The sequence below is a fragment of the Micromonospora sp. 050-3 genome (assembly GCF_046549335.1).
Lineage (GTDB): Bacteria > Actinomycetota > Actinomycetes > Mycobacteriales > Micromonosporaceae > Micromonospora > Micromonospora trifolii.
In genome coordinates this window covers 2675885-2701889 of the sequence record NZ_JAJPVX010000002.1, presented here as the reverse complement: position 1 = coordinate 2701889, position 26005 = coordinate 2675885, and the positions used below count along the sequence as shown (strand labels likewise).

Below are 26005 nucleotides of genomic sequence, written 5' to 3'. Positions count from 1 at the left end.
CGATCGAAAAAGGGGAAACCTTGAACAAAAGCATTCTCCGTGCCCTTATCGCGATTGCCGCGGTCTTCAGTCTTTCGCTGATGACCGCAGCTCCCGCGCGGGCGGACGCCGCAGCGGGCAGTTGGTCCGACAACCACCAGCTGTGCCAGTCCAGCTCCTGCGTCCGTAGCGGCAACATCGTGCGGCTCTGGCAGGCCATCGTCTGGGCCGACGACCTGAGCGGCAACGTGGGCACCAGCTTCATCGACGGTGAGTTCGGTTCCAACACCGCTGCCAAGACCCGGACCTGGCAGGACGTCATGAACGTCGGCATCGACGGGTCGGTCGGGCCGCAGACCTGGGGTGAGGCGTACGGCGCGGTCAACCGCAACACCGGGTTCGACACGAGCACCCAGACCGGATACTTCTACTACGGCTACAACCGCACGTTCGGTCTGCGCAAGCAGAACAGCAACGGCGTGTGGACGTTCCTCAACCCGCGCACCGGCACGTGGACCGGCACCAGTCACTGAGACTAACGCCGTAATTGCGCGTCACGCTTGATGCGTAAAGGCTCCCTTCCCGACGGCGGCCGCAATTGCGGTGGCAATGGGAAGGGAGCCTTTATGGCGTCACCCGGCCGGTCAGATGATGCCGGCCTCCCGGGCCTTGTCCTTGTTGCGCTCGTGCTGCTCGGGCGTCTCGGCGAACTCCGAGTGGCCCTGCTTGTCGATCGCCACGAAGAAGAGCCACTTGCCCGGCGGCGGGTTCATCGCACCTTCCAGGGCCTCCTTGCCGGGGTTGTTGATCGGGGTGGGGATCATGCCCCGCAGCTTGCGGTTGTACGGGTTCTTCTGGTCGTTCAACTCGGCCTCGGTCATCTGCTTGGACGACTTGGTCGGCTTGCCGATCGACTCCAAGTAGTAGTTGACAGTGACGTCCATCTCCAGGCAGTTGCACGGGAACTCGCCGTACGCCCGGTTGTAGGCCACCCGGGCGACCTTGCCGAGGTCGTCCTTGTTGCCCGCCTCGGCTTGGGCCAGCGAGGCCACGATCAGCGCCTCGTACGGGCTGACGCCGCCCCGCTCCTCCTGCACCCGGTCGGCGAACTTCATCTCCCCGCTCACCGAGAGGAAGCGGTTCACCATCAGCTTGAGGATGCTCTCGGCCGTGGACTTCGGCGGAATCTCGTACGTGTCCGGGAAGAGGAAGCCCTCGATGGACTTGACGCTCTTCCTGCCGTCGGCGCGCTTGAACCACCAGTCCGGGACGCCGAGCCCCTCCGGGTCCTTCGCGGCGGCCTGGAAGTCCTTGACCGGGATCTTGGTCTTCTCGGAGAGCAGCTTGTAGATGTTGAAGCTCGTGCGGCCCTCGGGGATGGTCAGCCCGTTGACGATCTTGTTCTTCAGGTCGAGCATCGCCGTCACGGCGCTCGCGCCGCTCATCTGCTTGCGCAGCTTGTACGTGCCCGGCTGGATGTTCTTGCTGCGTGTGTTGGCCTCGGCCGCCTCGATGAAAGCCTTCTGGCTCTTCACCACGTCGGCCGCCACGAGGGCGTCGGCCATGTCGGCGAGCAGCGCGCCGCTCTTGATCTCGACGGTGATCTCACCGGCCCCGCTGCCGTCGTAGTCGGGGGTGACGAAGTAGTTCTGGATGCGGTCGAAGCCGTAGAACGCGCCACCGCCGATGCCGCCCAACAGGAGCAGGGCCATCAGCAGAGCCAGGAAGGTCTTGCCCCGGCCGCCGCCGGACCCGCCCTTACCCTTGCCCTTGCGGAAGCCGCGCCGGTGCCGACCCTTCTCCCCCCGCTCCGGCTCGTCGAACCCAAGGTCCAGATCGTCGATCATTACGTCCGCCTCCGCTGCGCGTCCAGCCAGCTCTGCAGGATCTCCACTGCGGCCGCCTGATCGACAACCGCACGTTGACGTTTACCTCGGACGCCACGCTCGGCAAGCCTACGAGAAGCGACCACGGTCGACATCCTCTCGTCAGTGAGCGTTACCGGGACAGGCGCTATCACATCGACCAGTCGGTCAGCGTACGCCTTCACATGGACGGCCGCAGGACCGTGCTTGCCGGCGAGATTGACCGGAAGGCCGACGACAACCCCGACGGCCTCGTGCTCGGCCACCAACGCGGCCAGCTCGGCGAGGTCGCTCGGCACCGTGTCCGGCGCCGCCGTGTTGTCGCGGGCCAGGGTGACCAGCGGCGTTGCCAGGATCCCGTCCGGATCCGAGCGGGAGACGCCCACCCGCACCTGACCGACATCCACGCCGATCCGCACACCACGCGTCAGCTCAGCCACCGATGGTCACCACCGGCCGGGTACGAACCAGGGCGGACCGATCGGTCCGCCCTGACTCACAGTAATGATCTATCACGCCTCGGTGATCGCCTTCTCGACGGTGAGCAGCAGGTTCGGCGCCTCGGCCGCCGGTAGACCGCCGCCCTGAGCCAGATCGGGGCTGCCACCGCCGCGCCCGGAGAACGCCGCCTTCACCAGATCCGACGCGGCCAGGCCCCGGCTGCGCGCTGCCGCGTTGACCGCCACCACCAGGGACGCCTTGCCGTTCGACCGCGCCGCCACCGCGACGACCGCCGGCCGCGCCGGGTCGATCTTGCCGCGGATTTCCTGGGCCAGGGTGCGCACATCGTTGCCGGCCGCGCCCTCCGGCGCCTCGGTGCCCACGTACGCGACTCCGCGCACGTCCTTGGCCTGCGCCGCGAGCGCCGCCGCGCCACCCAGCACCAGCTGGGCACGCAGCTTCTCCAGCTCCTTCTCGGCGTCCCGAAGCTGGGTGACGGTTTGTTCCACCCGGTCGGCGACCTGATCGTTGGGCACCCGGTACAGCTCGGCCAGCCGGGAGACCAACAGGTGCTCCTTGGCCAGGAAGCCGAAGGCGTCCATGCCGACCAGCGCCTCGACCCGGCGGACACCGGAGCCGATCGACGACTCGGAGAGGATCTTCACGAGGCCGAGCTGGGCCGAGCGGGCCACGTGCGTGCCGCCGCACAGCTCCCGGGCGTAGTCACCCACCTCGACGACCCGCACCTCCTCACCGTACTTCTCGCCGAAGAGCGCCATCGCGCCGATGCGCCGCGCCTCCTCCAACGAGGTGATGAAGGCGTGCACCTCCAGGTCGGCCAGGAGCACCTCGTTGACCTGCTGCTCCACGTCCCGCAGGACGCTCGGCGACACCCCGGTCGGGGTGTTGAAGTCGAACCGGAGCCGACCGGGGGCGTTCAGCGACCCCGCCTGCGTGGCCGACTCACCGAGGAAGTTGCGCATGGTCTGGTGCACCAGATGCGTGGCGGTGTGCGACCGGGAGATCGCCCGACGCCGGGTCGTGTCGATCTCGGCGAAACCGGCCTCACCGGCGCGTACCTCGCCCCGGATCACCCGGGCGCGGTGCACGATCAGGCCGGGCACCGGCTGCTGCACGTCGAGCACCTCGACCTGCCCGCCACCAACCGTGATCATGCCCTGGTCGGGCTGCTGCCCACCGCCCTCGGCGTAGAACGGGGTGGTGTCCAGCACCAGCTCGATGGTGTCGCCCTCGGTCGCCGCCTGACGCGGGCCGTCGGCGCCGAGCAGCGCCCGCACCGTCGACTCGCGAGACACCTCGCTGTACCCGGTGAACGTCACCGGACCACCCGCGTCGAGCACCGACCGGTACGCCGACAGGTCGACGTGCCCCGTCTTGCGGGCCTGCGCGTCCGCCTTCGCCCGGGTCCGCTGGTCGGCCATCAGCCGCCGGAACCCCTCGTCGTCGACAGTGAGGCCCTGCTCCGCGGCGATCTCCAGGGTCAGATCGATCGGGAAGCCGTAGGTGTCGTGCAACTGGAACGCCTTCGCACCGGACAGCGCGGAGCCGCCCGCCGTGCGGGTCTCCGCGATCGCGGTGTCCAGGATCGTGGTGCCGGCCCGCAGGGTGGACAGGAACGCCTCCTCCTCCGCGTACGCGTAATCCGCGATCCGGTCGAAGTCGGTCGCCAGCTCCGGGTACGACGGCGCCATGCAGTCCCGGGCCACCGGCAGCAGCTCGGGCAGCGCCCGGTCCTGCCAGCCCAGCAGCCGGATCGACCGGATCGCCCGGCGCATGATCCGGCGCAGCACGTACCCGCGGCCCTCGTTGGACGGGGTCACGCCGTCGCCGATCAGCATCAGCGCCGTGCGCACGTGATCCGCGATCACCCGCAGCCGGACGTCGTCCGGGTGCGACTCGCTGGCCACGTGCCCGGAGTGCGCGCCGTAGCGCTTACCGGTCAGCTCGGCCGCCCGGGCCAGGATCGGCCGAACCTCGTCGATCTCGTACAGGTTGTCCACACCCTGCAGGATCGAGGCCATCCGCTCCAGGCCCATGCCGGTGTCGATGTTCTTCGCCGGCAGGTCCCCCAGGATCGGGTAGTCCTCCTTGGTCGTGCCCGGACCCCGCTCGAACTGCATGAAGACGAGGTTCCAATACTCCATGTACCGGTCCTCGTCGACCGCCGGGCCGCCCTCCCGGCCGTACTCCGGGCCCCTGTCGTAGAACAGCTCCGACGACGGACCGCACGGCCCGGGAATGCCCATCGACCAGAAGTTGTCCGCCTTGCCTCGGCGGACGATCCGCTCGGCCGGCACACCAACCGACCGCCAGATCTCGTACGCCTCGTCGTCGTCGAGGTAGATCGTCGGCCAGATCCGCTCCGGATCCAGCCCGTAACCACCCTCGGAGATCGGCTTGGTGGACAACTCCCAGGCCAGCGGGATCGCGCCGGCCTTGAAGTAGTCACCGAAGGAGAAGTTGCCGTTCATCTGGAAGAACGTGCCGTGCCGGCTGGTCTTACCGACCTCGTCGATGTCCGGGGTGCGGATGCACTTCTGCACGCTGACCGCCCGCTGGTACGCGGGCGTCTGCTGACCCAGGAAGTACGGGACGAACTGCACCATGCCGGCGTTGACGAACAGCAGGTTCGGGTCGCTGATGGCGGGCAGCGGAGCGGACGGCACCACGGTGTGGCCATTCGCCTCGAAGTGCGCGAGGTACCGCCGCTTGATCTCCGCCGTCTTCATCGCTGGTGTTCCTCCGGAAAGATTTCTCGATCGCCGATCCGCGGGTCTTCCCGCAGGTCGGCGAACTTGTCGTCGAACGCCTCGCCCTGGGCGAACGCGTGGTGGATCTCCTGCTCGCGTTCGGCCATCCCGACCCGGACGTCCTCTACGAAACTACGCAGCGACTCGACGAGCCCGCCAGCGGATTCCGTCAGCGAGCTGGCGATGCCCGCTGGCGTGTACGCCTGCGCGGTCCGGGTCGCCTTGCGGACCACGATCACACCGACGGCCACTCCGATGCCGAGCCAGAACAAGCGCCTCATGTCCCGCTACCTCCTGGTGCGCCGGGCGGTCAGCTGTTGCCGCGTCGCGCGGCCCGTCGCTGCTGCTTGATGGTGTCGCGTACCTCGCGCTCGGTCTCGGCGTGCCGGCGGCCGGCGGCGGCCTTACGCACGCCGTAGCCGAACGCGGCCACCTTGACCAGGGGGTTGGCGGCTGCGGCGGAGACGACGGTGGCCAGGTTGGCGACGTTGGCGGTGACGTTCTGTGCGTGGCTGGTCATGGTGTCGACCTTCGCCAGCTGGAGGTTCACACCGTCGAGCGAGGTCTGCACCTGCTCCAGCGCGGTGTTGACGTTCTTCACAGTGGTGTTCACGTCGCCGAGCAGCGGTCCGGTCCGATCGTTCAGATCGTTGATCATGCGGGTGGTGGCGTCAACCGTGTGCCGCAGCCGCAGGATGGGCAGCGTCAGGATGAGCACCAGCACCGCGAACGCGGATGCCGCGATCAGCGCCGCGATCGCTCCAATGTCGCCCACGCCTGTCCTCCTCAAGCAGAGTTCCGCAGGACCCGACGTCCCCGGAACGCACAACCATGCCACCCGTACCGGCCGCCGAGCCGTCGGCGGTCACCGGTAGCGGGCGTGCCCGCCAGCCCCAGACCCTACCGTCCGTGATGGAGACCGGCTCAGGACGGTGAGGGTGTCAGCTCGCCCAGCGGATCCGCGCTGACCGTCGGGAACGGATCCTCACCGGTCAGTGACGGGTCGGTGGTCGGCTGCGGCCTGGTCCGCTCGTCGTCGATCGCGTTGCGCACCTTCACCGACACCAACGAGCCGGTGCACTCGGTCGCAGCGGCCGACGGGTCGGCGGACGGCACGACTGCCGGCTCGCCGTCCACCGGCGGCGGCACACAGGTCGGCTCGCGTACCCACAGGTCGAGGGTCAACTCGTCGCGACGCCAGCAGGTGTAGCTGCCCTTCGTCTGCTGCTCCGGGCAGCGGCTCACCTTCCACGGCTGCCACCCGTCGCGGCGCAGCGCGTCCTCGTAGACCTGCGCCGTCTCCTTGGGCGCCTTCTCCGAGGTCACGGTGCGCTCACGCAGCCGACAGTCGAGCAGGCACCAGCGGCTGCCGCTGACGTCGTCGACAGTCTTCGCGGCCGCCCAGGCGGGCACACCGAGCTGGTCCAGGTTGTCGAAGACCGGGTCACGGCTCAGCGTCCGGATCCCGAAGAAGAGCGGCACCGCGCCGAGCAGCACGACGCTGACCAGCGCCAACACCGCCGCGCGCAGTCGGCGTCGTTCACGGGTCTGCCGGCGTTCCTCGGAACGGGCACCCGGTGCGGCGTCGTCGTCCGGCGCGTCCTGACCGGCCGAGCGCAGCGCCGGCCCGTCGGAGGGCTCCGGTTCCGGCCGGCCCACCGGGCCGGACACGGAGGGCACCACGGCGGCGGCACGGGCCACGCCGAGGGGCTCGCCGGGACGTCCGGGCGGCGGCACGGGCGCGACACCGCTCGGCTCGGCACGACCGGGCTCCCGATTCGGAGGCAGGGCACGTCCGGCGGCACGGTCGGCCGGCGCGGGTCGACCGGCCGGCCCAGCGCCACGGGCCGGTCCGGCCGGCACCGGGTCACCGGTCGTCCGGTCGTCGGTGGGCAGCGGCGCGCCGGGTGGGCGGACGGCGGCACGAGCCGGACCATCCGGACGCGAACGTGGCGGACCATCCACACCCGGCGGCACCGCCGCACGAGCCGGACCGTCCGGACGCGAACGTGGCGGACCATCCACACCCGGTGGCACCGCCGCACGAGCCGACCCGTCCGGACGGGTCGCGTCCCGGGGTGCCGCCTCGCCGCCAGGGCCGGGGCGCGGTGACCCGTCAGCGCCACGGCGCCCGGTGCCAGGTGCCGGCGCGTCGCCGGGGATGGGGCGGGCCCGGCCGGGTGGGGCGGAGCGGGCGGCGCCCCGCGCCGCGGGACCGGCGCCGGGTCGACCACCGGCGTAGGGGTCGTCGACGGCACGGCCGCGCTGGCCGGTGGGGTCAGGTGTGGGTACCGCCGCAGCGCCCCGCCCACGGCCGGGCCGGTCACCGGGCGGCGTCGGGTAGGTCAGCGCCTGCTCTCCGGTGGATCCCGACGCGTCGGGCCGGACGGCGCGGCGACCGGTCGGCGCGTCCGCGCCCGGGTCGACCGGCGGACCGGCGGGCCGGCGGGCGGCGGTGCGCTCCGCGGCCGGGTCGGGCACGGCGAGCCGACCGGACGCCTGGTCGGTGAGGTCTCCCGGCCCGGTGGGCGGCGCCGGACGGCGACCCCCGGCCGGCGGGCTGCCGTCTCGGCGGTTGACGACCGGCAGGCCAGGGTCGGTGTGTGGCAGGCGACCGGCCTGGCGGAGCCAGTCCGCGGGTCGCTCCGGCCGGTCCAGGCGGGGTTCGCCGCCGGGTGGCGTTCGGCGTTCCGGTTCACCGGAGACGACTCGGCGGCGACCGGTGCCGTCGGCGGGGCCGGTAGTGGGTAGGGCGCCGCTGTGCGCGCCGGTCGCCGGGGGCACCGACGACGCGTTCCCCGAGCGGGGCACGGGCGGCGCGTTGCCGGAGCGGGGCACCACCGGCTCGTCGGGTTCCGCGGCGCGGCGACGCCCGCCCGCTGCCGGACGGGGAGCATCGGCGGCGCGCCGCCCGGTGGGCTCGGGCGCGCCGGGGTCGGCCGGGCCGGGACGACGCCGGGCGGCACGCGGGTCAGCGTCGATGGCGGGGTCGGGCCGCAGGCCATCAGTAGCCGGCGGCACGACGCCAGCCGGTGCGCCGTCGAAGCGGGCCGGCCCGGGGGCGGCGGCTGCTCCGGCGGCCCGCGCCGGGTCGGAGGTCGGGCCGACGGCGCGTCGACCGACGGGGGCGCCGTCGGCGGGGGGCCGGGCACGGCCGGGCTCGACCGGCTGCTCCGGGCCGGGTCGGTGGGTCGGCGAGCCAGCGTCCGGACGGCGCAGCGGCGGCATGGCGTCGGGATGACCGCCGGGCGCGACGGGATCCTGATGACGGCCCGGCGGAACAGCGGCGTCCGGACGACGGCTCGGCGCAGCGGCGGCCTCGGGACGGCGGCCGGCCGGGGGGCCTGAGGTCGGTGGGCCCACGGGCGGGCCGGGAGGGGCCGCCGCACCGCGAGCACGGGCCGGGCCGCCGGGCGCGCCTGGTGCCGGGCGAGGCCCCTGCGGGCCGGCCGGGTCATCCCCGCCCGGGCGAGCGGTGGGCGGCACGGCAGCGCGGGCGCCGGGCACCGGCTGCACGCCGCGGCGCGGCGGTTGCCCCGGCGCGCCGGGGCCGGCGGCGGGTGGCCGGTCATCCGGGCGACGACCCGCTGGTGGCGTCTCCCCGGGCCAGGGGCCGTCGACCGGTCGACGGGCGGCGGTGATGCCCGGTTCACTCTGGCGCGAGGCCGGCGGCGCTGCGGACTCCGGCCCGCTGCCGCGCGCACCTGCCGGCTCTGCCGGCGTACGCGGGTTGGGTTGTGCCGGCGGTCCGGCCGGGTCTGCCGGCGGCATGCCCCCACGGGGCTGGTTCGGCTCCACCGGTGCACCGTCCGGGCCCAACTCGGTGCGCTGCTGCTTCGCCGAGCGCAGGTCGTCGATCCAGCCGAACTCCTCGCCGGCTACCGGCTCCTCCGGCTCGGGTTCAGCCGCCCGGCCGCGACCCCAACGGCGGGTCTTGGCGCGGGGATCGCGCCGCTCGTCCGGGCCCTCGTCCGGGCGGTCCCCACCACGCGATCTCACTGTTGACCCTCTCCTGCGGCGTCGGTGCCGCTGTCCTGCATCGTGCCGGGGGCACCCGTGCCCGTCGTCGGACGGGCGGCCCCCGGGGATAGCGCTGGCGCGGTCTGCGCCGTTACGGACGGCTCGGCTGTCCGCGTCTCCGGGCGGGCGGCCGGGGCGGGCAGACCACGCACGATCCGGCGCAGCAGCGGCAGGCGGCTGGCCACCGACCGCTCCGCGCCGTGCGGGCTGGGCTGGTAGTAGTCGGTGCCCACCAGGTCGTCCGGGACGTACTGCTGGGTGACCACGCCGCGTTGGTCGTCATGCGGGTAGCGGTAGCCGGTCCCGTGGCCCAACCCCCGGGCGCCGGCGTAGTGCGCGTCGCGCAGCCCTCGCGGCACCGGGCCACCGCGACCGGCCCGGACATCGGCGATCGCGGCGCCGATGGCGGTGGTGGCCGAGTTCGACTTGGGCGCGGTGGCCAGGTGGATCACCGCCTGGGCGAGGTTGAGCTGCGCTTCGGGCAGCCCGACGTACTCGACCGCGTGCGCGGCGGCGGTCGCCACGCTCAGCGCTCCGGGATCGGCCATGCCCACGTCCTCGCTGGCGAAGATGACCAGACGACGCGCGATGAACCGGGCGTCCTCACCGGCGACCAGCATGCGGGCCAGCCAGTGCACCGCCGCGTCCACGTCCGAGCCGCGCATGCTCTTGATGAAGGCGCTGACCACGTCGTAGTGGGCGTCGCCGTCGCGGTCGTAGCGCACCGCCGCCACGTCGACCGCCTGCTCGGCGGTGGCGAGGTCGATCCGCCCGCCGCCGAGGGCCGTGGCGGAGGCCGCCGCCGCCTCCAGGGCGGTGAGTGCCTTACGGACGTCACCGGAGGCCAGTCGGACCAGGTGATCCTCGGCCTCGGTGGTCAGGGCCAGTGCGCCGTCCAGGCCACGCTTGTCGGCGACCGCCCGGCGCAGCAGGCCCCGCACCGCCTCGTCGTCCAACGGTTGCAGGGTGAGCAGCACGCACCGCGACAGCAGCGGTGAGATGACCGAGAAGTACGGGTTCTCGGTGGTCGCCGCCAGCAGGGTGACAGTGCGGTCCTCGACGGCGGCGAGCAGGGAATCCTGTTGGGTCTTGCTGAACCGGTGCACCTCGTCGATGAAGAGCACGGTCTGCGGGCCGCCGGAACGGCGCTGGCGGCGCGCCGCCTCGATCACCGCCCGGACGTCCTTCACACCGGCGGAGAGCGCCGACATGGCGACGAAGCGGCGGTCGGTCGCCCCGGCCACCAGGTGCGCGATGGTGGTCTTGCCGCTGCCCGGCGGGCCCCAGAGGATCACCGACATCGGAGCCCCGCCGGAGACCAGTTGCCGCAGGGGTGCGCCGGGAGCGAGCAGGTGCTCCTGCCCGACCAGCTCGTCGAGGGTCACCGGGCGCATCCGGACGGGCAGGGGCGAATCGTCGGCCACCGCGGTGAAGCCGTCGACACCGGCGGGTCCGTCGGGCGCGCTGCGCGACCCGGCGGGTTCACCGAGGGAGAAGAGGGCGTCGGACTCCATCACGAAGACAGTACCGGGCCGGGCCCACGACGCCGGAATCGCGCCGCGGGCCCGCCACCGGTGATCGGTTACGGTCAGCCACGCCCGGGGCGACGGCCCCGGTACCAACGGCCACCGCCACCGCCGCCGCCGCCGCGCGGGCCGCTGCCCACGCCGGCCAGGTAGAGCGAGAGGAGGAGCAACCCGATGAGTACGAGGGTGTTCCAGTTGAACAGGTCGGGTGCGCCGAAGTTGGTGTCGAGCAGGTCGAGCAGCAGGGCGAAGCCAAAGACGATGGCCGCGAGAATGGCGAGCATGTCGGTCCTCCGGTGGGGGTTCCCAGTAGGTCGGCGCGTGATGTACCCAATCGGTCGACTCGCCAATCTCCACCGTGGAGATGGCCACGCCGCGACGGCCCGGCGGAAGCATTCGACCCCCGGCTCCTAGGCTGGACGCATGATCATCGACGACCAGGTGCTCCAGGACCGGAGCGCCATCCTGGCCGCCGTCGGGCATCACCCGTTCGCCCGGCACGCGCTCGGGCGAGCCGTGCCGGCGCACGCGTATCGACGTGATGGCGCGGTGCTGTGGCTGGTCCCGCCCGAGTACGGACCGGCCGGCTGCGCGATCGGCCCGGCCGAAGCGGCGCTGGAGATCTGTGTCGCGCTCGCCGCCGACGGGATGCTCCAGCCCGGACAGCGGCTGCACCTGCCTCGACACGATCGCGGTCGACTGGCCGACCGGCTGGCGGTGGCCGAGCACAGCGACTGGGACTTCCGCTGGGCCGATGCGGCGCCGCCGGCGCAGCCGGACGAGCAGCCGGTGGTACGACTCACCGACGCCGACCAACCGGCGCTGGCGGCGCTGGTGGAGGAGTCGTTCCCCAGCAGCACCTCCCGCCCGGGCGACCCACGGGTGGTGGACTGGTACGGCATCCGGGCAGGCGACCGGTTGGTGGCGTGCGGCGCGGACCGCAGCCAGGGTGACATCGGCTTCCTCGCCGGCCTGACCGTCGCCCCCGACCAACGAGGTCGGGGGCTGGGCGCGGCCCTGACCGCGGGGATGACCCGGGCGCTGCTGGCGCGCCACGACATGGTTGGGCTCGGCGTCTACACGCACAATGTCGGTGCGGCGCGGCTCTACCGTCGACTCGGGTACACCAACACCCTTGCGCTCAGCTCGATCCGCCTCGCCTGAGAGCGGCCCTCCTCGTCAGCGGTCGGCGGCGGGTACCGGGACCGCTGTCGGCTCGACGGCCGGGACGGCTCGACGGCCGGCCAGCCAGGCGGGCAGGTAGAGCGGTGCGGCGACGGCCAACACCACCGCGCCGACCACCATCGCGGTGCTGACGCTGGTGCTGGCGGCGAGCGCGGTGAGCACCACCCCGCCGAGCGCGCCGGCCGGCTGCGCCATCATCGAGTTCAGCGAGAGCACGCTGGTCCGGTACGGGCCGTCGACCTGCCGGTGCAGAAGCCCGCTGTGCAACGGGTTGGACGCGCCGTGCACGGCATAGCAGGCCAGGTAGGCCACCAGCACGCCGACCGGCCCGGCGAACAACCCCATTCCGACCACAGTCACGCCCTGGAGGATGCGCAGCAGGGCCGCACCCGGCGCGGCGCCGAACCAGCGCAGCAGCAGTGGGGTCAGTGCCGCGCCGGCGGCCGAGGCGAGCCAGGCGGCCGAGTTCGCCGGCCCGAGCAGCACCGCGGCGCGTTCCGGGTTGCCGATCACCTCGGCGAGCCGGACCGGCAGCAGCGACTCGAACGTGACCATGCCGAAGCCCCAGAACAGCTCGACGGCCACCAACGCCAACAGCACCCGGGAGCGACGCAGCAGCCCGACGGCCTGGCCGATCATCCGGGGTGCCTGGACCACCGAGGCCCGCAGCGCCGCGACCCCGGTGGCCGGCCGCTCCTCGACCAGCAGCACGACCAGCGCGACGAGCGCCGCCACCTGCGCGACGATGGCGGCCAGCACGGGCACGGTGAGCGCGGTGACCGGCCCGATCGGGCCGAGCGCGATGAGGCCACCGCTGAGCAGCGCGCCACCGCCGATGGCCCCGCCGACGACGGTGCCGGCGTAGCCAAGGCCGCGCTCGTACTCCGCCTCCGGGTCGGCGGCCAGGGTGGCATCGACGTACCAGGACTCCAACGGGCCGCTGTCCAACGCCCGGTAGACGCCCTGCAAGGCCCAGACCACGAAGAACAGCCAGAACGAGTCGGCCACCGCGAACAGCGCCAGCGAGGCGAGGTTCAGCACTCCGGCGGCGAGCAGCACCGGTCGACGACCGAGGGCGTCGGCGAGCCCGCCGGTGGGCAACTCCAGCGCCAGCACCAACAGCCCCTGCGCCGTACCGACCAAGCCGATCTGCGGCAGCGACAGGCCGCGCTCCTGCATAAGCAGGATCATCACCGGGATCATCAGACCCGTGGGCAGCCAGCGCAAACCGTAGAGCGTGAGGTAACGACGCCGAACCTGGCGTACGGTCAACGCGCTCACGACGCCACCTCCGTTCGCGACTGCGGGGCTCGCAAAACCGGCTCACTCCTCGCGCTCACCACCGCTCGTCCAGACGTGGGAAGCCGGCCAGGAACACGTGCACGGGCTTGACGTCCGGGGCATCGGTCGCGGCTTCGTCGCGGTAGCGCATCAGCACCGCCCAGAGGTCGTCACTGAGAGCACGTAGTCGGTCCGGGTCGAGCGGCAGCACCAGGTCACTCATCCCGGCGGCGTCGCGCCAGGCGCGCGACTGGTGGTGTTCGACAGCCATCCAGCGCTCGGCCAGGTCGGCCATCAGCCGGACCTGGTCGCCCTGGATCCACTGAACGGCCGCGCGGGCATCCGGGTCGTCGTCGAAGTCCGTGGGCTCGAAGTCGCTCATGTCGTGCGCGGCCTGCCACCAGCGCTGCCGGCTGCTGCCCCGGTCGGGGTCCTCGGTCACCAGCCCCACCTCGGCGAGTTGGCGCAGGTGATAGCTGGTCGCGCCGCTGTTGGTGCCCAACTTCTCAGCGAGCGCCGTCGCTGTCGCGGGACCGTCGATGCGCAGCGATCCGAGCAGTCGCATCCGCAGTGGGTGAGCCAGGGTGCGGACCTGGCGACTGTCCAGATGAACACGCCTCGGCTCAGCCGGGCCGTCGGATCCAGAGGTCATACTCGCACACTATCTCTGCACAATTATTTTGCATAGTAGCTATGCAAAGAAAGCGTGCTTGAAACCCCCATGCCTCCCGCCGATCTTGCACTTTCGAACTAGCTTTTGCCGTTTTCAGCCCGATCTGTCCCAACAGAAAGTGCAAGATCGCGGGGGGCGAGGAGTTCGCGTACTCCGCGTAGCCGGGTGCGCAGCAGGGCGGTGGCGCGCGCGGAGTCGAGGCGTACGTCCAGAGGGCGGACCAGTCCGGTGGCCGCGCTGGTGGTGGTCTTCAACCCGGTCGCGTCCAGGCCGTACCGCTCGGCGACCAGCAGGCCCAGCTCCGCCCGGCTGACCGCGTCCGGGCCGGCCACGTTCAGCAGACCGGCGTACGTCGAGGCGACCAGCTCCAGCACGGCCCCGGCCAGATCGGTGACATCGATCGGGCAGCGCAGTTCGTCGCTGAACAGGGTGGCCCGGCCGGCGAGCGCGTCCCGGCAGAGCTGGATCTGCTTGCTGCCCTCCCCCAGGATCAGGGAGGTCCGCACCAGCGCCGCCCCCGGGTCGATCGCCCGCACGGCGGTCTCGGCAGCGGCTTTCGCGGCACCGTACGCGTGCACCGGCGTGGGTGGTTCGTCGTCGGTATACGGCACGGGTCGTCCGGCGTGCAGCGCGTCGCTGGACACGTGCACCAGCCGGGCACCCACCTCGGCGGCGGCGAGCGCCACGTGCGCTGCCCCGTCGGCGGTGACCGCCCAGTCCCCGTACCGATAGGGGGTTCCGACCACGGCGTCCGGCCGCACCTCGGCGACCAGCGCGCGCACGGCGGACCGGTCGGTCACGTCCAGCCGCCGTGCCGCGACCCCCGGCACGGCGATCTCACCGGAGTGAAAGGTCCCCACAACCGACCACCCGGCGCCGAGGCCCCGCCGACAAACCGACCGCCCGAGTAGCCCACTACCCCCAACAACAAGCACCCGCATCCCAGCCCACTCCCCCACCGACGATCAAGAGGTTTGCGTCATCTCGCGGGGCGATGATGACGCAAACCTCTTGATCGACCAAGCAAGGGCGGGAGGTGGTGGGGGTCAGACTGGGTCTGCTACCGGGGCTGCGGGGCCGGCCGTTCCCGTGTGGGCCGTTGCGGCGGGCTTGGGCTTGGCGTCGATGCCGGCCTCGGTGCGCTGCTGGGCGGTGATGGGGGTGGGGGCACTGGTCAGCGGGTCGAAGCCACCCCGGGTCTTCGGGAAGGCGATGACCTCACGGATGGAGTCGGCACCGGCGAGCAGCATGCAGACCCGGTCCCAGCCGAAGGCGATGCCGCCGTGCGGCGGGGCGCCGTACTTGAACGCTTCCAGGAGGAAGCCGAACTTGTCCTGCGCCTCCTCGGGAGTGATGCCGAGCAGGTCGAAGACCCGCTTCTGCACGTCACCCCGGTGGATACGGATCGACCCGCCGCCGATCTCGTTGCCGTTGCAGACGATGTCGTACGCGTAGGCCAAGGCCCGATCGGGGGCCTCCTCGAACCGGTCGACCCAGTCGGAGTTCGGCGAGGTGAACGGGTGGTGCACGGCCGTCCAACCGCCCTCGTCCGTGCGCTCGAACATCGGCGCGTCGACCACCCAGCAGAACGCCCAGGCGCTCTCGTCGATCAGGCCGGACCGCTTGGCGATCTCGACGCGGGCCGCCCCGAGCAGCTCCTGCGCCTCCCGGGTGGTGGCGCTCGCGGCGAAGAAGACCGCGTCACCCGGCTTGGCGCCGACCGCGTCGGCGAGCCCACCCAGGTGCTCGGCGGAGAGGTTCTTCGCCACCGGACCGCGCGCCTCGCCGGTCTCGGCGTCCAGCACCACGTACGCCAGGCCGCGGGCGCCACGCGCCTTAGCCCAGTCCTGCCAGCCGTCCAGCTCCTTGCGGCTCTGCGCCGCGCCACCCGGCATCACGACCGCGCCGACGTAGCCGCCCGCGTCGATCGCACCGGCGAAGACCCGGAACTCGGTGCCGCGCAGGTACTCGGTCAGCTCGGTCAGCTCGACGCCGTAGCGCAGGTCCGGCTTGTCCGAGCCGTAACGGGCCATCGCGTCGTGCCAGGTGATCCGCGGGATCGGTCGGGTGATCTCGTGCCCGGCCAGGTCCTTCCACAGCGTCGAGACGATCGCCTCGCCGAGGTCGATCACGTCGTCCTCGGTGACGAACGACATCTCGATGTCGAGCTGGGTGAACTCCGGCTGCCGGTCGGCGCGGAAGTCCTCGTCGCGGTAGCAGCGGGCGATCTGGTAGTACCGCTCCATGCCGCCGACCATCAGCAGCTGCTTGAACAGCTGCGGCGACTGCGGCAGCGCGTACCAGCTGCCGGGCTGAAGCCGCACCGGCACCAGGAAGTCGCGGGCGCCCTCCGGCGTCGAGCGGGTCAGCGTCGGCGTCTCGATCTCCAGGAAGTCCCGCTCGTGCAGCACACCCCGGGCGAGCTGGCTGGCGCGCGAGCGCAGTCGCAGCGCGTTCGCCGGGCCGCTGCGGCGCAGGTCCAGGTAGCGGTACCGGAGTCGGATGTCGTCGCCGGCCTCGATCTGGTCGTCCACCGGCAGCGGCAGCGGCGCCGCCTCGGAGAGCACCTCCAGGTCGACGACTGTCACCTCGACCTCGCCGGTGGGCAGCTCCGGGTTCTCGTTGCCGGCCGGGCGGCGGGTCACCTCGCCGACGACCTTCACGCAGAACTCGTTGCGCAGCGCGTGCGCATCTTCCTCGCGGAACACCACCTGGACAACACCGGAACCGTCGCGCAGGTCGACGAAGATGACCCCGCCATGGTCGCGGCGGCGGGCCACCCAGCCGGCGAGCGTCACCGTCGAGCCGGCGTCCGCAGCGCGCAGGCTTCCGGCATTGTGGGTACGGATCACGGCTGGCAACTCCTCATCGTGGAACAGTCCTCACCCGCATTCTGTCAGGGGTGGCCGCCCCGCCTCCGGGCACCCGGCAGGCCGGCACGATTCGCTGGTGGGGTGGACCGGCGAACCCGACTTCCCCGGCAGCCACGCCGGTTAACGTGGCGAAATGCGGCCCGTACCGAACTGGGCCGTCGCCACGGCGGCGACGGCACCCGTGCTGCTGGTGGCCGGTTGGACGGTGGCGGAGGCCCGGCAGCCCGTCGGGTACGACCCGGTCCGGGACACCATCAGCGAGTTGGCAGGACAGGACGCCACCGACGCCTGGATCATGGTGGTGGCCCTGGTGCTGCTCGGCTGCTGCTACCTGTCGGTCGCCGCCGTTCTGCACGCGGCCGGGCTGCCCAGCCGCTTCCTGCTCGCGATCGGTGGCGTGGCCACCATCGCGCTGGTCGCCTTCCCCCGGCCGCCGGTCGGCGGCTCGCTCAGCCACGGCATCGCGGCGACGGTGGCCGTCCTCGCCCTGGTGCTCTGGCCGGCCGGCTCGGCGCTACGGCTGCCCCGCGGCCACGACGCCGAGCACCCCAACCGACCGGAGCCGCCCTGGGCGTTCCGCCGGGCGGTGGGGCTGAGTGCCACGCTCGTGCTGCTCGCGCTCTTCGGCTGGTGCGCGTTCGAGGTGACCAGTGGGTCCCGCACCGGGCTGGCCGAGCGGGTGACGGCGGTGGCGGTCTCCCTCTGGCCGCTGCTGGCGGTCCTCTCCGCCCGGCGGGCGCACCTCGCCTGGTCGGCCGGCGGCACCGTACGCGTCGGCCCGGACCTGCCGACCATCGGCGTCGTACCCCCGGACCCCCTCGGACCACCGAGCGGGCCCGCTCCCGGGCGACCCGACCGGCTGTGATGATTCGCCGCCTCGCCTGATCTGGCCTCGTTGTCCCCGCCTGCTCCGGCGTCCCCGCCGTCGGCGCGTCGGCCCCTGGCGCGCGGCCCGGGAACTCCGCCGGCCGCACCGCTACCATCGCCGGATGTCCGCCGTTCCCCGTTGGGCACTGCTGTCGGCCGGTGCCGCACCGCTGTTCCTCGTCGGTGGCTGGACACTGGCACAGGCCGCCCAGCCCGACGGATTCGACCCCGTGCGGCAGACCATCAGCGCGCTTGCCGCCGCGGGCGCGGACCATCGCTGGATCATGACGATTGGGCTGGCCGGCCTGGGCCTCTGTCACCTCGCGACCGCGCTCGGTCTGGTCAGCGCCGCGCCGACGGGCCGAGCACTGCTGGCGCTGGGTGGGCTGGCGACCTTGGTGCTGGTCGCCTTCCCGCAGAACCCGGACGGTGACTCGACGACGCATGCCGTGGCCGCCGGGGTGGCATTCGGGGCGTTGGCCGTCTGGCCGGCCCTGGCGGTGCCCCGTCGAGCGGTGCCGTCACTCGACCGGGAGCGCCGTCACCCGCCGTCACCCGTACGCCGGGTGGCGCTCGCGGCGGCGGTGGTCCTCCTCGGGCTGGTCGGCTGGTTCGCCGTCGAGTTCTTCACCGACGGGGCGTGGATCGGGCTGACCGAGCGGCTGGCGGCCGCGGCCGAGGCGGGCGTACCGCTGGCCGCTGTGCTGGTCTCCCGGCGGCGGCGGCCGCGACCGTCCGGGCCTGGCTGAGCGCCGTCGCGTTCGCCCGCTGTCGGCGGGGTTCGGTGGCCGTCAACGCGACGCGGGCCGCCGGAGTGTTCCGGCGGCCCGCGAGCGGTGCGTGGATCAGAAGACGCTGACGCCGTAGCGGCTGAGCGCCTCGGTGACCGGCTGGAAGAAGGTCGTGCCACCGGTGCGGCAGTTGCCGCTACCACCGGAGGTCAGACCCAGGGCGGTGCCGCCCGCGAAGAGCGAGCCGCCGCTGTCGCCCGGCTCGGCGCAGACGTTGGTGCGGATCAGACCGGAGACCGAACCCTCGGCGTAGTTCACCGTGGCGTTGGTCGCGTTCACCGAGCCGCTACGCAGGCCGGTGGTGCTGCCGGAGCGCTGTACCGACTGGCCGACGGAGGCGTTGCCGGAACCGGTGATGTCGCGGAAGCTGCCGTTGTAGAGGGAGACGTTGCCGGCGGCGTTGGCCGAGTTGCTGTGCCGCACGATGCCGTAGTCGTTGCCCGGGAAGCTGGTGCCGGTACGGGTACCGAGCAGCGAGGTCTGGGCGGAGTTCGAGTACCAGCTGGCCGAGATGTTGGTGCAGTGCCCGGCCGTCAGGAAGGAGTAGGTGCTGCCACTGCGCACGTTGAAGCCGAGCGAGCAACGCCCGCCCCCTCCGGCGTAGATGGCCTGGCCGCCGGAGATCCGGGTGCTCAGCACGCCGGCCTCGGCCTCGACCCGGACCGCGCCGTTGGCCCGCGCGGCGGCGGCCTTGACCCGCTCCAGTTTGGCACCGGTGACGGTGCTGTCGACGGAGACGACGACCTGGTTGGTGACCGGGTCGCTCCACCAGGCGGTGCCCGGGATCTTGGCGGAGCGCTCCAGCTCGGCCGTGGCCCGGTTGAGCTCGGCGGCGCCGCGGGTGACGTAGCGGACGACGGCGCCGGCCTTGCTCACCTTGCTGGCGGCGGCCGCGTCGGTCACTGTGACGACGGATTTGCCGCTGGCGTCGATGTACGAGCCGGCGGAGCGGTCGCCGAGTTCCGCGGAGATCGCGGCGGCGGCGTCGGGCGACGCGGCAGGAGCGGCCTGGGCGGGCGCGCCGATGAGCGAGCCGACGACCAGGGTTCCGGAAACGGCGACTGTGGCCGCAACGCGGAATGAGGACCTCGTGGGTCGCATGTAACAAACCTCCTGGGCGGGGGAGCGGGTCTGCCGGGGGCAGCTGACCCGAGGGCAACCCGGCCGATCTGGGGAAACTGGCCGGATGAGACTGAAGTATTCACATACTTAAGATCATTAACAAGGCTTGGATTCACCCGGATTCATCGATCCCGGTTGGTCGCACGGCCGCAACACCCCCGACACGCTGGCGAACAGCCACCGTCACACCCCACCGACATCCGACCCACTTTTCGTGCGCACGATCATCGATGTCTCCCCGCGCCGGGCGTCGGGTGCGGCGGGCGACGGGTCAGGGGGTACGGCGACGGGCGCCGGGACCCGGACTGGGCACCACGTCCCGGGGCCGGCCCACGTCGTGCCCGTCGGCACAGCGCAGTTCGGCGCGCACCTCGGCGCCGCAGTCGCGGTGCGTGACACTGAGCGGCGGGCCCTCCGCGTCGGCGAGGTACCGGTCGCCCCAACCGAGGACGGCGACCAGCACCGGCCACAGATCCAGGCCCTTCTCCGTGAGCCGGTACTCGTGGCGCAGCCGACTGCCGGGCTCCCGGTACGGCTCGCGACTCAGCACGCCCTGCTCCACCAGGCTGGCGAGGCGGTTGGTCAGCACCTGGCGCGGAATGCCGGTGCGTACCCGCATGTCGTCGAAGCGGCGTACGCCGGTGAACACCTCGCGGAGGACCACCAGCGTCCACCGCTCACCGAGGACCTCCATCGCGCGGGCGATGGTGCAGTTCTCCACCGACCAGTCCAGAGCCGCGGGTCGCATCGGACCAGGCTAGATCTCGTTGACAGACTCAGCAACCTGCTGCCAGGCTGCGTCCATGACGCAGACGCAGGAACCAGTGCGCAGCCGTACCTTCACCTGGGCGGACCCGTCGGTCAACGCCGCCCAGATCGGTCGACGAGGCGGCCTGGACATGCTCCGGGCGATGATCGCCGGCGAGTTGGCCGCGCCGCCGGTGATGCACCTACTCGACATGACCCGGATGGAAGCCGACGAGGGTCGGGTCCTCGTCGAGCTGATCCCGCAGGAGTTCCACTACAACCCGCTCGGCAGCGTCCACGGTGGCGTGCTCTCCACCCTGCTGGACACCGCCGCGGGGTGCGCCGTGCACACCACCCTGCCCGCCGGCGTCGGCTACACCTCGCTGGACCTCAACGTGAAGTTCCTCCGCCCGGTCACCGTCGACAGCGGCACCCTGCGCTGCGAGGGCACGGTGCTGCAACGCGGCCGCCGTACGGCCCTGGCCGAGGCCCGCATCACCGACGCCACCGACCGCCTGATAGCCCACGCCACCAGCACCTGCCTCCTGCTCCCCCTCCCCTAACCCCACTCCCCACCCCTATGGGTTGATCATGAAGTTATTGCCCCGACACGCCGACGCGAGTGGCAATAACTTCATGATCAACGAGGTGGGGGTGTGGGGGTGGGGGTGCGAGGGGTGGGGTTTTAGCGGAGGGCTAGGCGGGCGGCTCGGGCGTCGCGCTTCTCCTCGAAGCGGCTCGCGGCGCGGTCCAGGTTCTCCATCTGGGCGGCGAGCTGCTCGCGGGCGGCTTCGCCGTCGGCGTTGAGGCCGGTCACGTTGAAGACGTCCCACTGGCGCAAGACCGGCTGAAGCACCTCGTCACGGTGCTGGCGCAGGTCGTAGATGCCGGCCAGGGCGATCGCCACCGACTTGCGGGCGAACCCGTCGATGCCGCTGCCCGGCATCTGGAAGTCGGCCACCACGTCGGCGACGGCCCGCATGGCCTGGCTCGGGGCCAGCTCGAACGCGGCCGCGAGCAGGTTGCGGTAGAAGACCATGTGCAGGTTCTCGTCGGCGGCCACCCGGGCCAGCAGCGCCTCGCAGGTGGGGTCGCCGGTGGCCTTGCCGGTGTTGCGGTGCGAGATCCGGGTGGCCAGCTCCTGGAACGAGACGTACGCCAGCGAGTGCAGCACCTCGTCGCCGTGGGCGTTGGTGTAGCCCTCCGACATGTGCGTCATCCGGGCCCGCTCCAACGCCACCGGGTCGACCGCCCGGCTGACGGTCAGGTAGTCGCGGATCGCGACGCCGTGCCGACCCTCCTCGGCGGTCCACCGGTGCACCCAGGTGCCCCAGGCGCCGTCGCGACCGAACAGGGTGGCGATCTCGTGGTGGTACGAGGGCAGGTTGTCCTCGGTCAGCAGGTTCACGATCAGCGCGGTGCGGGCCACGTCCGGGATGGTGGAGTCGGTCGGTGACCACGCCTCGCCGCCGAGCGGCCCGTCGAAGGTCCGCCCTTCGCTCCACGGCACGTACTCGTGCGGGAACCACTCCTTGGCGAGCGAGAGGTGGCGGTCCAGGTTGCGTGCGACAACCGGCTCCAACTCGAGGAGCAGCGCGGTCTGGCTCACTGTGGTGCTGACGGTCACGAGAAACTCCCTACGGTGGCGTAACTTACGCTACCGTAGGTCCCCGCGGCCGTCAGCGCCAGTGGAGACACTCAACCGACAGTGGGTTTGAGGTCTCCCGGGGGCGGCGTCCACTCCCCCGCACCGGCCGTGACCTGCTCACCCGAGCGGATGTCTTTCACCTCGTCCGGCGCTCCCTCGGCACCGGGGAACCAGACGTACGGGATGCCGCGCCGCTCGGCGTAGCGGATCTGCTTGCCGAACTTCGCCGCGCTCGGCGACACCTCGGTCGGCACCCCGCGCCGCCGCAGCGCCTCGGCCACCCGGTTGCTGGCCGTACGCTGCTCCTCGCTGGTCACCGCGACGAGCACGGCGGTCGGCACCTCCCGCGAGACCGACAGCTCCCCCGCGCCGAAGAGCAGACCGAGCAGCCGGGTCACCCCGATCGAGATCCCCACCCCCGGGTACGAGACAGCGCCGGCGCTGGCAAGGTTGTCGTACCGGCCGCCGGAGCAGATCGAGCCGAAGCGCTCATAGCCGCGCAGCTGGGTCTCGTAGACGGTGCCCGTGTAGTAATCCAGGCCACGGGCGATGCGCAGGTCCGCCACGCAGAGGCCGGGCGAGTGCTCGGCGGCGGTGTCCACCACCCGGACCAGCTCCTCGATGCCCTCGTCGAGCAGCGGGTCGCTCACCCCGAGCGCCCGGACGGCGTCGGCGAACGAGGCGTCCGGTGCGGAGATCTCGGCCAGCGCCAGGCACGCCTTTGCCTGCGCCTCACTCGCCCCGGCGGTCTGGGCCAGCAGCTCGGCCACCTTCGCCGGGCCGATCTTGTCGAGCTTGTCCACGGCACGCAGCGCCGCCTCCGGGTCGGTCAGCCCGATGCCCCGGTAGAAACCCTCGCAGATCTTGCGGTTGTTGACCTGGATCGTCACCGGTGGGATCGGCAACGAGCGCAGCGCGTCCCCGATGACCAGCGGCATCTCCGCCTCGTGGTGCGCGGCCAAGGTGTCCCGGTCGACGATGTCGATGTCGGCCTGGACGAACTCCCGGTAGCGGCCCTCCTGCGGCCGCTCGCCCCGCCACACCTTCTGGATCTGGTAGCGGCGGAACGGGAAGCTCAGCTTGCCGGCGTTCTCCAACACGTACCTGGCGAACGGCACGGTCAGGTCGAAGTGCAGGCCGAGCTGGTCGTCACCACCGGCACCCTCGGCGTCGGCGTGCAGCCGCCGGATCACGTAGACCTCCTTCGAGGTCTCGCCCTTGCGCAGCAACTGGTCCAGCGGCTCCACGGCGCGGGTCTCCAGCGGCGCGAAGCCGTACAGCTCGAAGGTGGCCCGGATCTTGTCGAGCACGAACTGCTCGATCATCCGCTGGCCGGGGGTCCACTCCGGGAAGCCGGAGATGGGCGTGGGCTTGCTCATCGGCGTACTCCTTGCGGTTCCGCGCCGGTGGCGCGGTGGTGTCGTGGGTCCGCGCACGGCGCGGACAGAAGATCTAGAGGCCCCGGGTGGGAGCGGCCGGCGACGTGCCGGCCACCTCGATGAGGTACGGGTTGCTGGCGCGCTCGCGGCCGATGGTGGTGCTGGGGCCGTGGCCGGGCAGCACGACTGTGTCGTCGGCCAGCGGAAGGATCTTGTCGCGCAGGCTGGTGAGCATGGCTGGCATGCTCCCGCCCGGCAGGTCGGTGCGACCGATCGACCCGGCGAAGAGGACGTCGCCGGAGAGGCACAGCTCGTCAGCCTCCCAGCCCGACCCGGCGGCCGGCAGCCGGAACAGCACCGACCCGCCGGTATGGCCCGGGGCGTGGTCGACGGCGATCTCCAGGCCGGCGAGCGTGAGGGTGGCGCCGTCGGTCAACTCCGCCACGTCCTCCGGCTCGGTGTAGCTCAGCCGGCCGCCGAAGAGCGACGTCAGGTCGGTCGACAGGCCCTTGGACGGGTCGGCCAGCATCTCCCGGTCACCGGGGTGCACGTACGCGGTGATGCCGCGCGCACCGCAGACCGGCGCGACCGAGAAGGTGTGGTCGAGGTGGCCGTGGGTGAGCAGCACGGCGGCCGGATGCAGGCGGTGCTCGGCGAGCAGCGCGTCGAGCTGGTCGAGCACCCCGATGCCGGGGTCGACCACCACGCACTGCTCCCCCGGCGCGGTGGCAACCACGTAGCAGTTGGTGCCGAAGGCGTCCGCGGGAAAGCCGGCCACGAGCACAGGCGCTGTCCTTTCCGTCGAGCAGCTGTCGTCCTGCACAGCAGCCTATCGGGCGGCCCGAGCGAGTTTGCCGCGTCCGTCCCACACGCCCCGCAGGGCACAGTGACAACCTCCGATAAGCGCTGCTCGGGACGGGGTGGACCTCGTACACCACATTCCCAGTCACTAGCCGTACACTCTGGCGGGCGTGTGGCGCGGCACACGTGTCGCCCGGACGGGCCGGGGCGACCGGCCGCCGGCGACGACCAGGTAGAGGAAAGGGGAGCACGGGTGGCTTCCAGCAGGGACCGGCAGCGCAAACTGGCGCGGGCCAAGCTCGACCGGCAGTTGGCTCGCCGGGCCGCCTCGACGCGGCGCCGACGGCAGATCCAGGCCGGAGTTGGCGCCGCCCTGATCCTCGTGTTGGTAGTGGCCGGCTCAGCCTGGGCGCTCGGTGCGTTCGACTCCGACCCGAAGCAGAACACGGCCGCGGAGGACACCTGCCTCTGGACGCCGCAGGACGCGACGGCCAACACCAACCTCAAGGACGTCGGCACGCCGGCCACCAAGGATCTGCCCACCGACGGCACCCGGGCGATGACAGTGACCACCAACCAGGGCGCGCCGATCACCGCGGAGCTGAACCTGACCAACTCCCCGTGCGCGGCGGCGAGCATCGCCCACCTGGCGAGCCGGTCGTTCTACGACAACACCAAGTGCCACGAGATCACCGCCGAGGGCGCGCTGCGCTGCGGCGACCCCAGCGGCACGGGTCTTGGTGGGCCGACCTACTCGTTCTACGACGAGGAGTTGCCGACCGTGCCGTCGGCGTCGCCGTCGGCCACCCCGGCCCCCGGCCAGCCGCCGACGTACCCGAAGGGCACTGTGGCGATGGTCTCCAACCCGCCGGGCAGCAACGGCAGTCAGTTCCTGGTCTTCTTCAAGGACTTCACCACCGCCGACCCGAAGTACCCGGTCATCGGCCGGGTCACCGGCGGGCTGGACGTGGTGGAGAAGATCGGCGCCCTCCCGACCGTGGACAATGGGACCGGGGCGAAGGTCAAGCCCAGCACCGATGTGACGATCCAGAGCCTCACGGTCGGTGAGCCGGTCACCGGTGCCGCACCGGCGCCGTCGGCCTCCGGCACCCCGGCCAGCAGCCCGAGCGCCGGCTGACCGGTCGCCCTACCCATTCACGCGGCACCCAGCAGCAGATAGCAGGAGGATCCAGGCGTGACGTCCACCAGAGAGCGGCAGCAAGCGGCGGCACGACGCGCCCGGCTTGAGAAGGAGATGGCCGAGCGCGCGGCCAAGGCCCGCAAGCGCCGGCAGACGACGGCGATCATCAGCGCGGGTGCCGCGCTGGTCCTCGTGGTCGCCGGCACCGTCTGGCTGGCGGTGAGCCTCGGCGGCGACGACAAGCCGGACACCACCGCCGCGGCGCCCGGTGCGTCCGAGTGCGCGTACAACGCGCTGCCCACGGAGCAGCGGCCCCCGCAGATCAAGGATGTGGGGCTGCCGAGCAACGAGCAGTCCAGCACCGGCGTGCAGACCATGACGATCGACACCAACCTCGGCCCGATCACCGCAAAGGTCGACAGGTCGTTGGTGCCGTGCACGGCGGGCAGCTTCACCTACCTCGCGGAGAAGAACTTCTTCGACAACAGCAAGTGCCACCGACTGGTGACCGAGGGCATCAAGGTGTTGCAGTGCGGTGACCCCAGCGCCACCGGCAACGGCTGGCGGCCCACTGACGGCCAGGGCGGCCCGAGCTACCGCCTGCCCGAGGAGAACCTGCCCACCGACAAGCGCCCGCCGTACCCGGAGGGGGTCATCGCGATGGCCAACTCCGGCCAGCCGGGCAGCACCGGCAGCCAGTTCTTCATCGTCTACGGCGACTCGCCGCTGGACCCGGCGTACACGGTGCTGGGCTCCATCACCGGCGGCCTGGACCTGGTCAAGGACGTGGCCAAGGCCGGCGACGACGGGGCGTTCGCCCAGCAGGCCGGCGGCGGCCACCCGAAGAAGGAGGTCATCATCAAGGACCTCACGATGAGCAACCCGCAGGGCTGAC

At 71.9% G+C, this 26005-nt stretch carries 24 protein-coding genes; 7 read left to right on the top strand and 17 right to left on the bottom strand.

Annotation, left to right across the window (positions count from 1 at the left end; all coding sequences use genetic code 11):
- Positions 1 to 80 precede the first annotated feature (80 nt).
- The gene (locus tag ACLJOK_RS27495) at positions 81 to 512 is read left to right on the top strand and encodes a peptidoglycan-binding domain-containing protein (RefSeq protein WP_410821437.1); all 432 of its coding nucleotides are present in this window, start codon (positions 81 to 83) and stop codon (positions 510 to 512) included.
- Positions 513 to 623: 111 nt separating this feature from the next.
- On the opposite strand, the gene mltG is transcribed toward ACLJOK_RS27495, so the two are convergent.
- The 8 genes from mltG to ACLJOK_RS27455 form a co-directional block, all read right to left on the bottom strand.
- A complete protein-coding gene (gene mltG / locus ACLJOK_RS27490) occupies positions 624 to 1826 on the bottom strand; it encodes an endolytic transglycosylase MltG (protein ID WP_410821436.1) in 1203 nt (400 codons plus the stop codon).
- On the bottom strand, positions 1826 to 2284 hold the full coding sequence (ruvX, locus tag ACLJOK_RS27485; RefSeq protein WP_410821435.1) for a Holliday junction resolvase RuvX: 459 nt from the start codon (positions 2282 to 2284) through the stop codon (positions 1826 to 1828). Before ruvX ends, mltG begins: the two co-directional genes overlap by 1 nt.
- A gap of 72 nt (positions 2285 to 2356) precedes the next feature.
- The gene (gene alaS, locus ACLJOK_RS27480; protein ID WP_410821434.1) at positions 2357 to 5035 is read right to left on the bottom strand and encodes an alanine--tRNA ligase; all 2679 of its coding nucleotides are present in this window, start codon (positions 5033 to 5035) and stop codon (positions 2357 to 2359) included.
- Positions 5032 to 5337 carry a hypothetical protein gene (locus ACLJOK_RS27475; protein ID WP_091401860.1) on the bottom strand — a complete coding sequence of 102 codons (306 nt, stop codon included), beginning with the start codon at positions 5335 to 5337 and terminating at the stop codon, positions 5032 to 5034. Before ACLJOK_RS27475 ends, alaS begins: the two co-directional genes overlap by 4 nt.
- 29 nt (positions 5338 to 5366) lie before the next feature.
- Complete coding sequence (locus ACLJOK_RS27470; RefSeq protein WP_238679808.1) at positions 5367 to 5831, bottom strand: DUF948 domain-containing protein; 465 nt, start codon at positions 5829 to 5831, stop codon at positions 5367 to 5369.
- A gap of 149 nt (positions 5832 to 5980) precedes the next feature.
- Positions 5981 to 6676: a hypothetical protein gene (locus ACLJOK_RS27465; protein WP_410821606.1), complete on the bottom strand. Its 696-nt coding sequence runs from the start codon at positions 6674 to 6676 to the stop codon at positions 5981 to 5983.
- 2375 nt (positions 6677 to 9051) lie between these two features.
- On the bottom strand, positions 9052 to 10590 hold the full coding sequence (locus ACLJOK_RS27460) for a replication-associated recombination protein A (RefSeq protein ID WP_410821433.1): 1539 nt from the start codon (positions 10588 to 10590) through the stop codon (positions 9052 to 9054).
- Positions 10591 to 10664: 74 nt separating this feature from the next.
- Positions 10665 to 10886: a hypothetical protein gene (locus tag ACLJOK_RS27455; protein WP_030335598.1), complete on the bottom strand. Its 222-nt coding sequence runs from the start codon at positions 10884 to 10886 to the stop codon at positions 10665 to 10667.
- Positions 10887 to 11025: 139 nt separating this feature from the next.
- Here ACLJOK_RS27455 and ACLJOK_RS27450 point away from each other — a divergent pair, with 139 nt between their 5' ends.
- Complete coding sequence (locus tag ACLJOK_RS27450) at positions 11026 to 11766, top strand: GNAT family N-acetyltransferase (RefSeq protein WP_410821432.1); 741 nt, start codon at positions 11026 to 11028, stop codon at positions 11764 to 11766.
- 15 nt (positions 11767 to 11781) lie between these two features.
- Here ACLJOK_RS27450 and ACLJOK_RS27445 read toward each other — a convergent pair whose 3' ends face one another.
- The 4 genes from ACLJOK_RS27445 to aspS all read right to left on the bottom strand — a co-directional run bounded on the left by ACLJOK_RS27445 (position 11782) and on the right by aspS (position 16593).
- Positions 11782 to 13068, bottom strand: coding sequence for an MFS transporter (locus ACLJOK_RS27445; protein WP_410821431.1), 1287 nt, complete (start codon positions 13066 to 13068; stop codon positions 11782 to 11784).
- Between the two features lie 55 nt (positions 13069 to 13123).
- Positions 13124 to 13720 (bottom strand): ArsR/SmtB family transcription factor, encoded by a 597-nt coding sequence (locus tag ACLJOK_RS27440; protein ID WP_410821430.1) that lies wholly within the window; start codon positions 13718 to 13720, stop codon positions 13124 to 13126.
- A 98-nt stretch (positions 13721 to 13818) separates the two neighbouring features.
- Positions 13819 to 14682 carry an SDR family oxidoreductase gene (locus tag ACLJOK_RS27435; RefSeq protein ID WP_410821429.1) on the bottom strand — a complete coding sequence of 288 codons (864 nt, stop codon included), beginning with the start codon at positions 14680 to 14682 and terminating at the stop codon, positions 13819 to 13821.
- 105 nt (positions 14683 to 14787) lie between these two features.
- Entirely contained in the window at positions 14788 to 16593 is a 1806-nt protein-coding gene (gene aspS / locus ACLJOK_RS27430) for an aspartate--tRNA ligase (protein WP_410821605.1), read from the bottom strand.
- A 154-nt stretch (positions 16594 to 16747) separates the two neighbouring features.
- On the opposite strand from aspS, the gene ACLJOK_RS27425 reads away from it, so the two are divergent.
- Positions 16748 to 17479: a DUF998 domain-containing protein gene (locus ACLJOK_RS27425; RefSeq protein WP_410821428.1), complete on the top strand. Its 732-nt coding sequence runs from the start codon at positions 16748 to 16750 to the stop codon at positions 17477 to 17479.
- A gap of 124 nt (positions 17480 to 17603) precedes the next feature.
- The gene (locus tag ACLJOK_RS27420; RefSeq protein WP_410821427.1) at positions 17604 to 18230 is read left to right on the top strand and encodes a DUF998 domain-containing protein; all 627 of its coding nucleotides are present in this window, start codon (positions 17604 to 17606) and stop codon (positions 18228 to 18230) included.
- A gap of 96 nt (positions 18231 to 18326) precedes the next feature.
- On the opposite strand, the gene ACLJOK_RS27415 is transcribed toward ACLJOK_RS27420, so the two are convergent.
- Positions 18327 to 19373 (bottom strand): S1 family peptidase, encoded by a 1047-nt coding sequence (locus ACLJOK_RS27415; protein WP_410821426.1) that lies wholly within the window; start codon positions 19371 to 19373, stop codon positions 18327 to 18329.
- A gap of 292 nt (positions 19374 to 19665) precedes the next feature.
- Positions 19666 to 20142 carry a winged helix-turn-helix transcriptional regulator gene (locus ACLJOK_RS27410; RefSeq protein ID WP_112677957.1) on the bottom strand — a complete coding sequence of 159 codons (477 nt, stop codon included), beginning with the start codon at positions 20140 to 20142 and terminating at the stop codon, positions 19666 to 19668.
- A 55-nt stretch (positions 20143 to 20197) separates the two neighbouring features.
- Between ACLJOK_RS27410 and ACLJOK_RS27405 the strand changes: the two genes are divergently transcribed.
- Positions 20198 to 20704 carry a PaaI family thioesterase gene (locus ACLJOK_RS27405; protein ID WP_410821425.1) on the top strand — a complete coding sequence of 169 codons (507 nt, stop codon included), beginning with the start codon at positions 20198 to 20200 and terminating at the stop codon, positions 20702 to 20704.
- 122 nt (positions 20705 to 20826) lie between these two features.
- Here the strand turns inward: ACLJOK_RS27405 and ACLJOK_RS27400 are convergent, their stop codons facing one another.
- The 3 genes from ACLJOK_RS27400 to ACLJOK_RS27390 form a co-directional block, all read right to left on the bottom strand.
- Entirely contained in the window at positions 20827 to 21768 is a 942-nt protein-coding gene (locus tag ACLJOK_RS27400) for an acyl-ACP desaturase (RefSeq protein WP_410821424.1), read from the bottom strand.
- A gap of 71 nt (positions 21769 to 21839) precedes the next feature.
- Positions 21840 to 23168, bottom strand: a complete 1329-nt coding sequence (hisS, locus tag ACLJOK_RS27395) for a histidine--tRNA ligase (RefSeq protein WP_410821423.1) — start codon at positions 23166 to 23168, stop codon at positions 21840 to 21842.
- A 73-nt stretch (positions 23169 to 23241) separates the two neighbouring features.
- The gene (locus ACLJOK_RS27390; RefSeq protein WP_410821422.1) at positions 23242 to 23952 is read right to left on the bottom strand and encodes an MBL fold metallo-hydrolase; all 711 of its coding nucleotides are present in this window, start codon (positions 23950 to 23952) and stop codon (positions 23242 to 23244) included.
- Between the two features lie 270 nt (positions 23953 to 24222).
- Between ACLJOK_RS27390 and ACLJOK_RS27385 the strand changes: the two genes are divergently transcribed.
- Entirely contained in the window at positions 24223 to 25107 is an 885-nt protein-coding gene (locus ACLJOK_RS27385) for a peptidylprolyl isomerase (protein ID WP_410821421.1), read from the top strand.
- Between the two features lie 57 nt (positions 25108 to 25164).
- Positions 25165 to 26004, top strand: coding sequence for a peptidylprolyl isomerase (locus ACLJOK_RS27380; protein ID WP_410821420.1), 840 nt, complete (start codon positions 25165 to 25167; stop codon positions 26002 to 26004).
- Position 26005 lies beyond the last annotated feature (1 nt).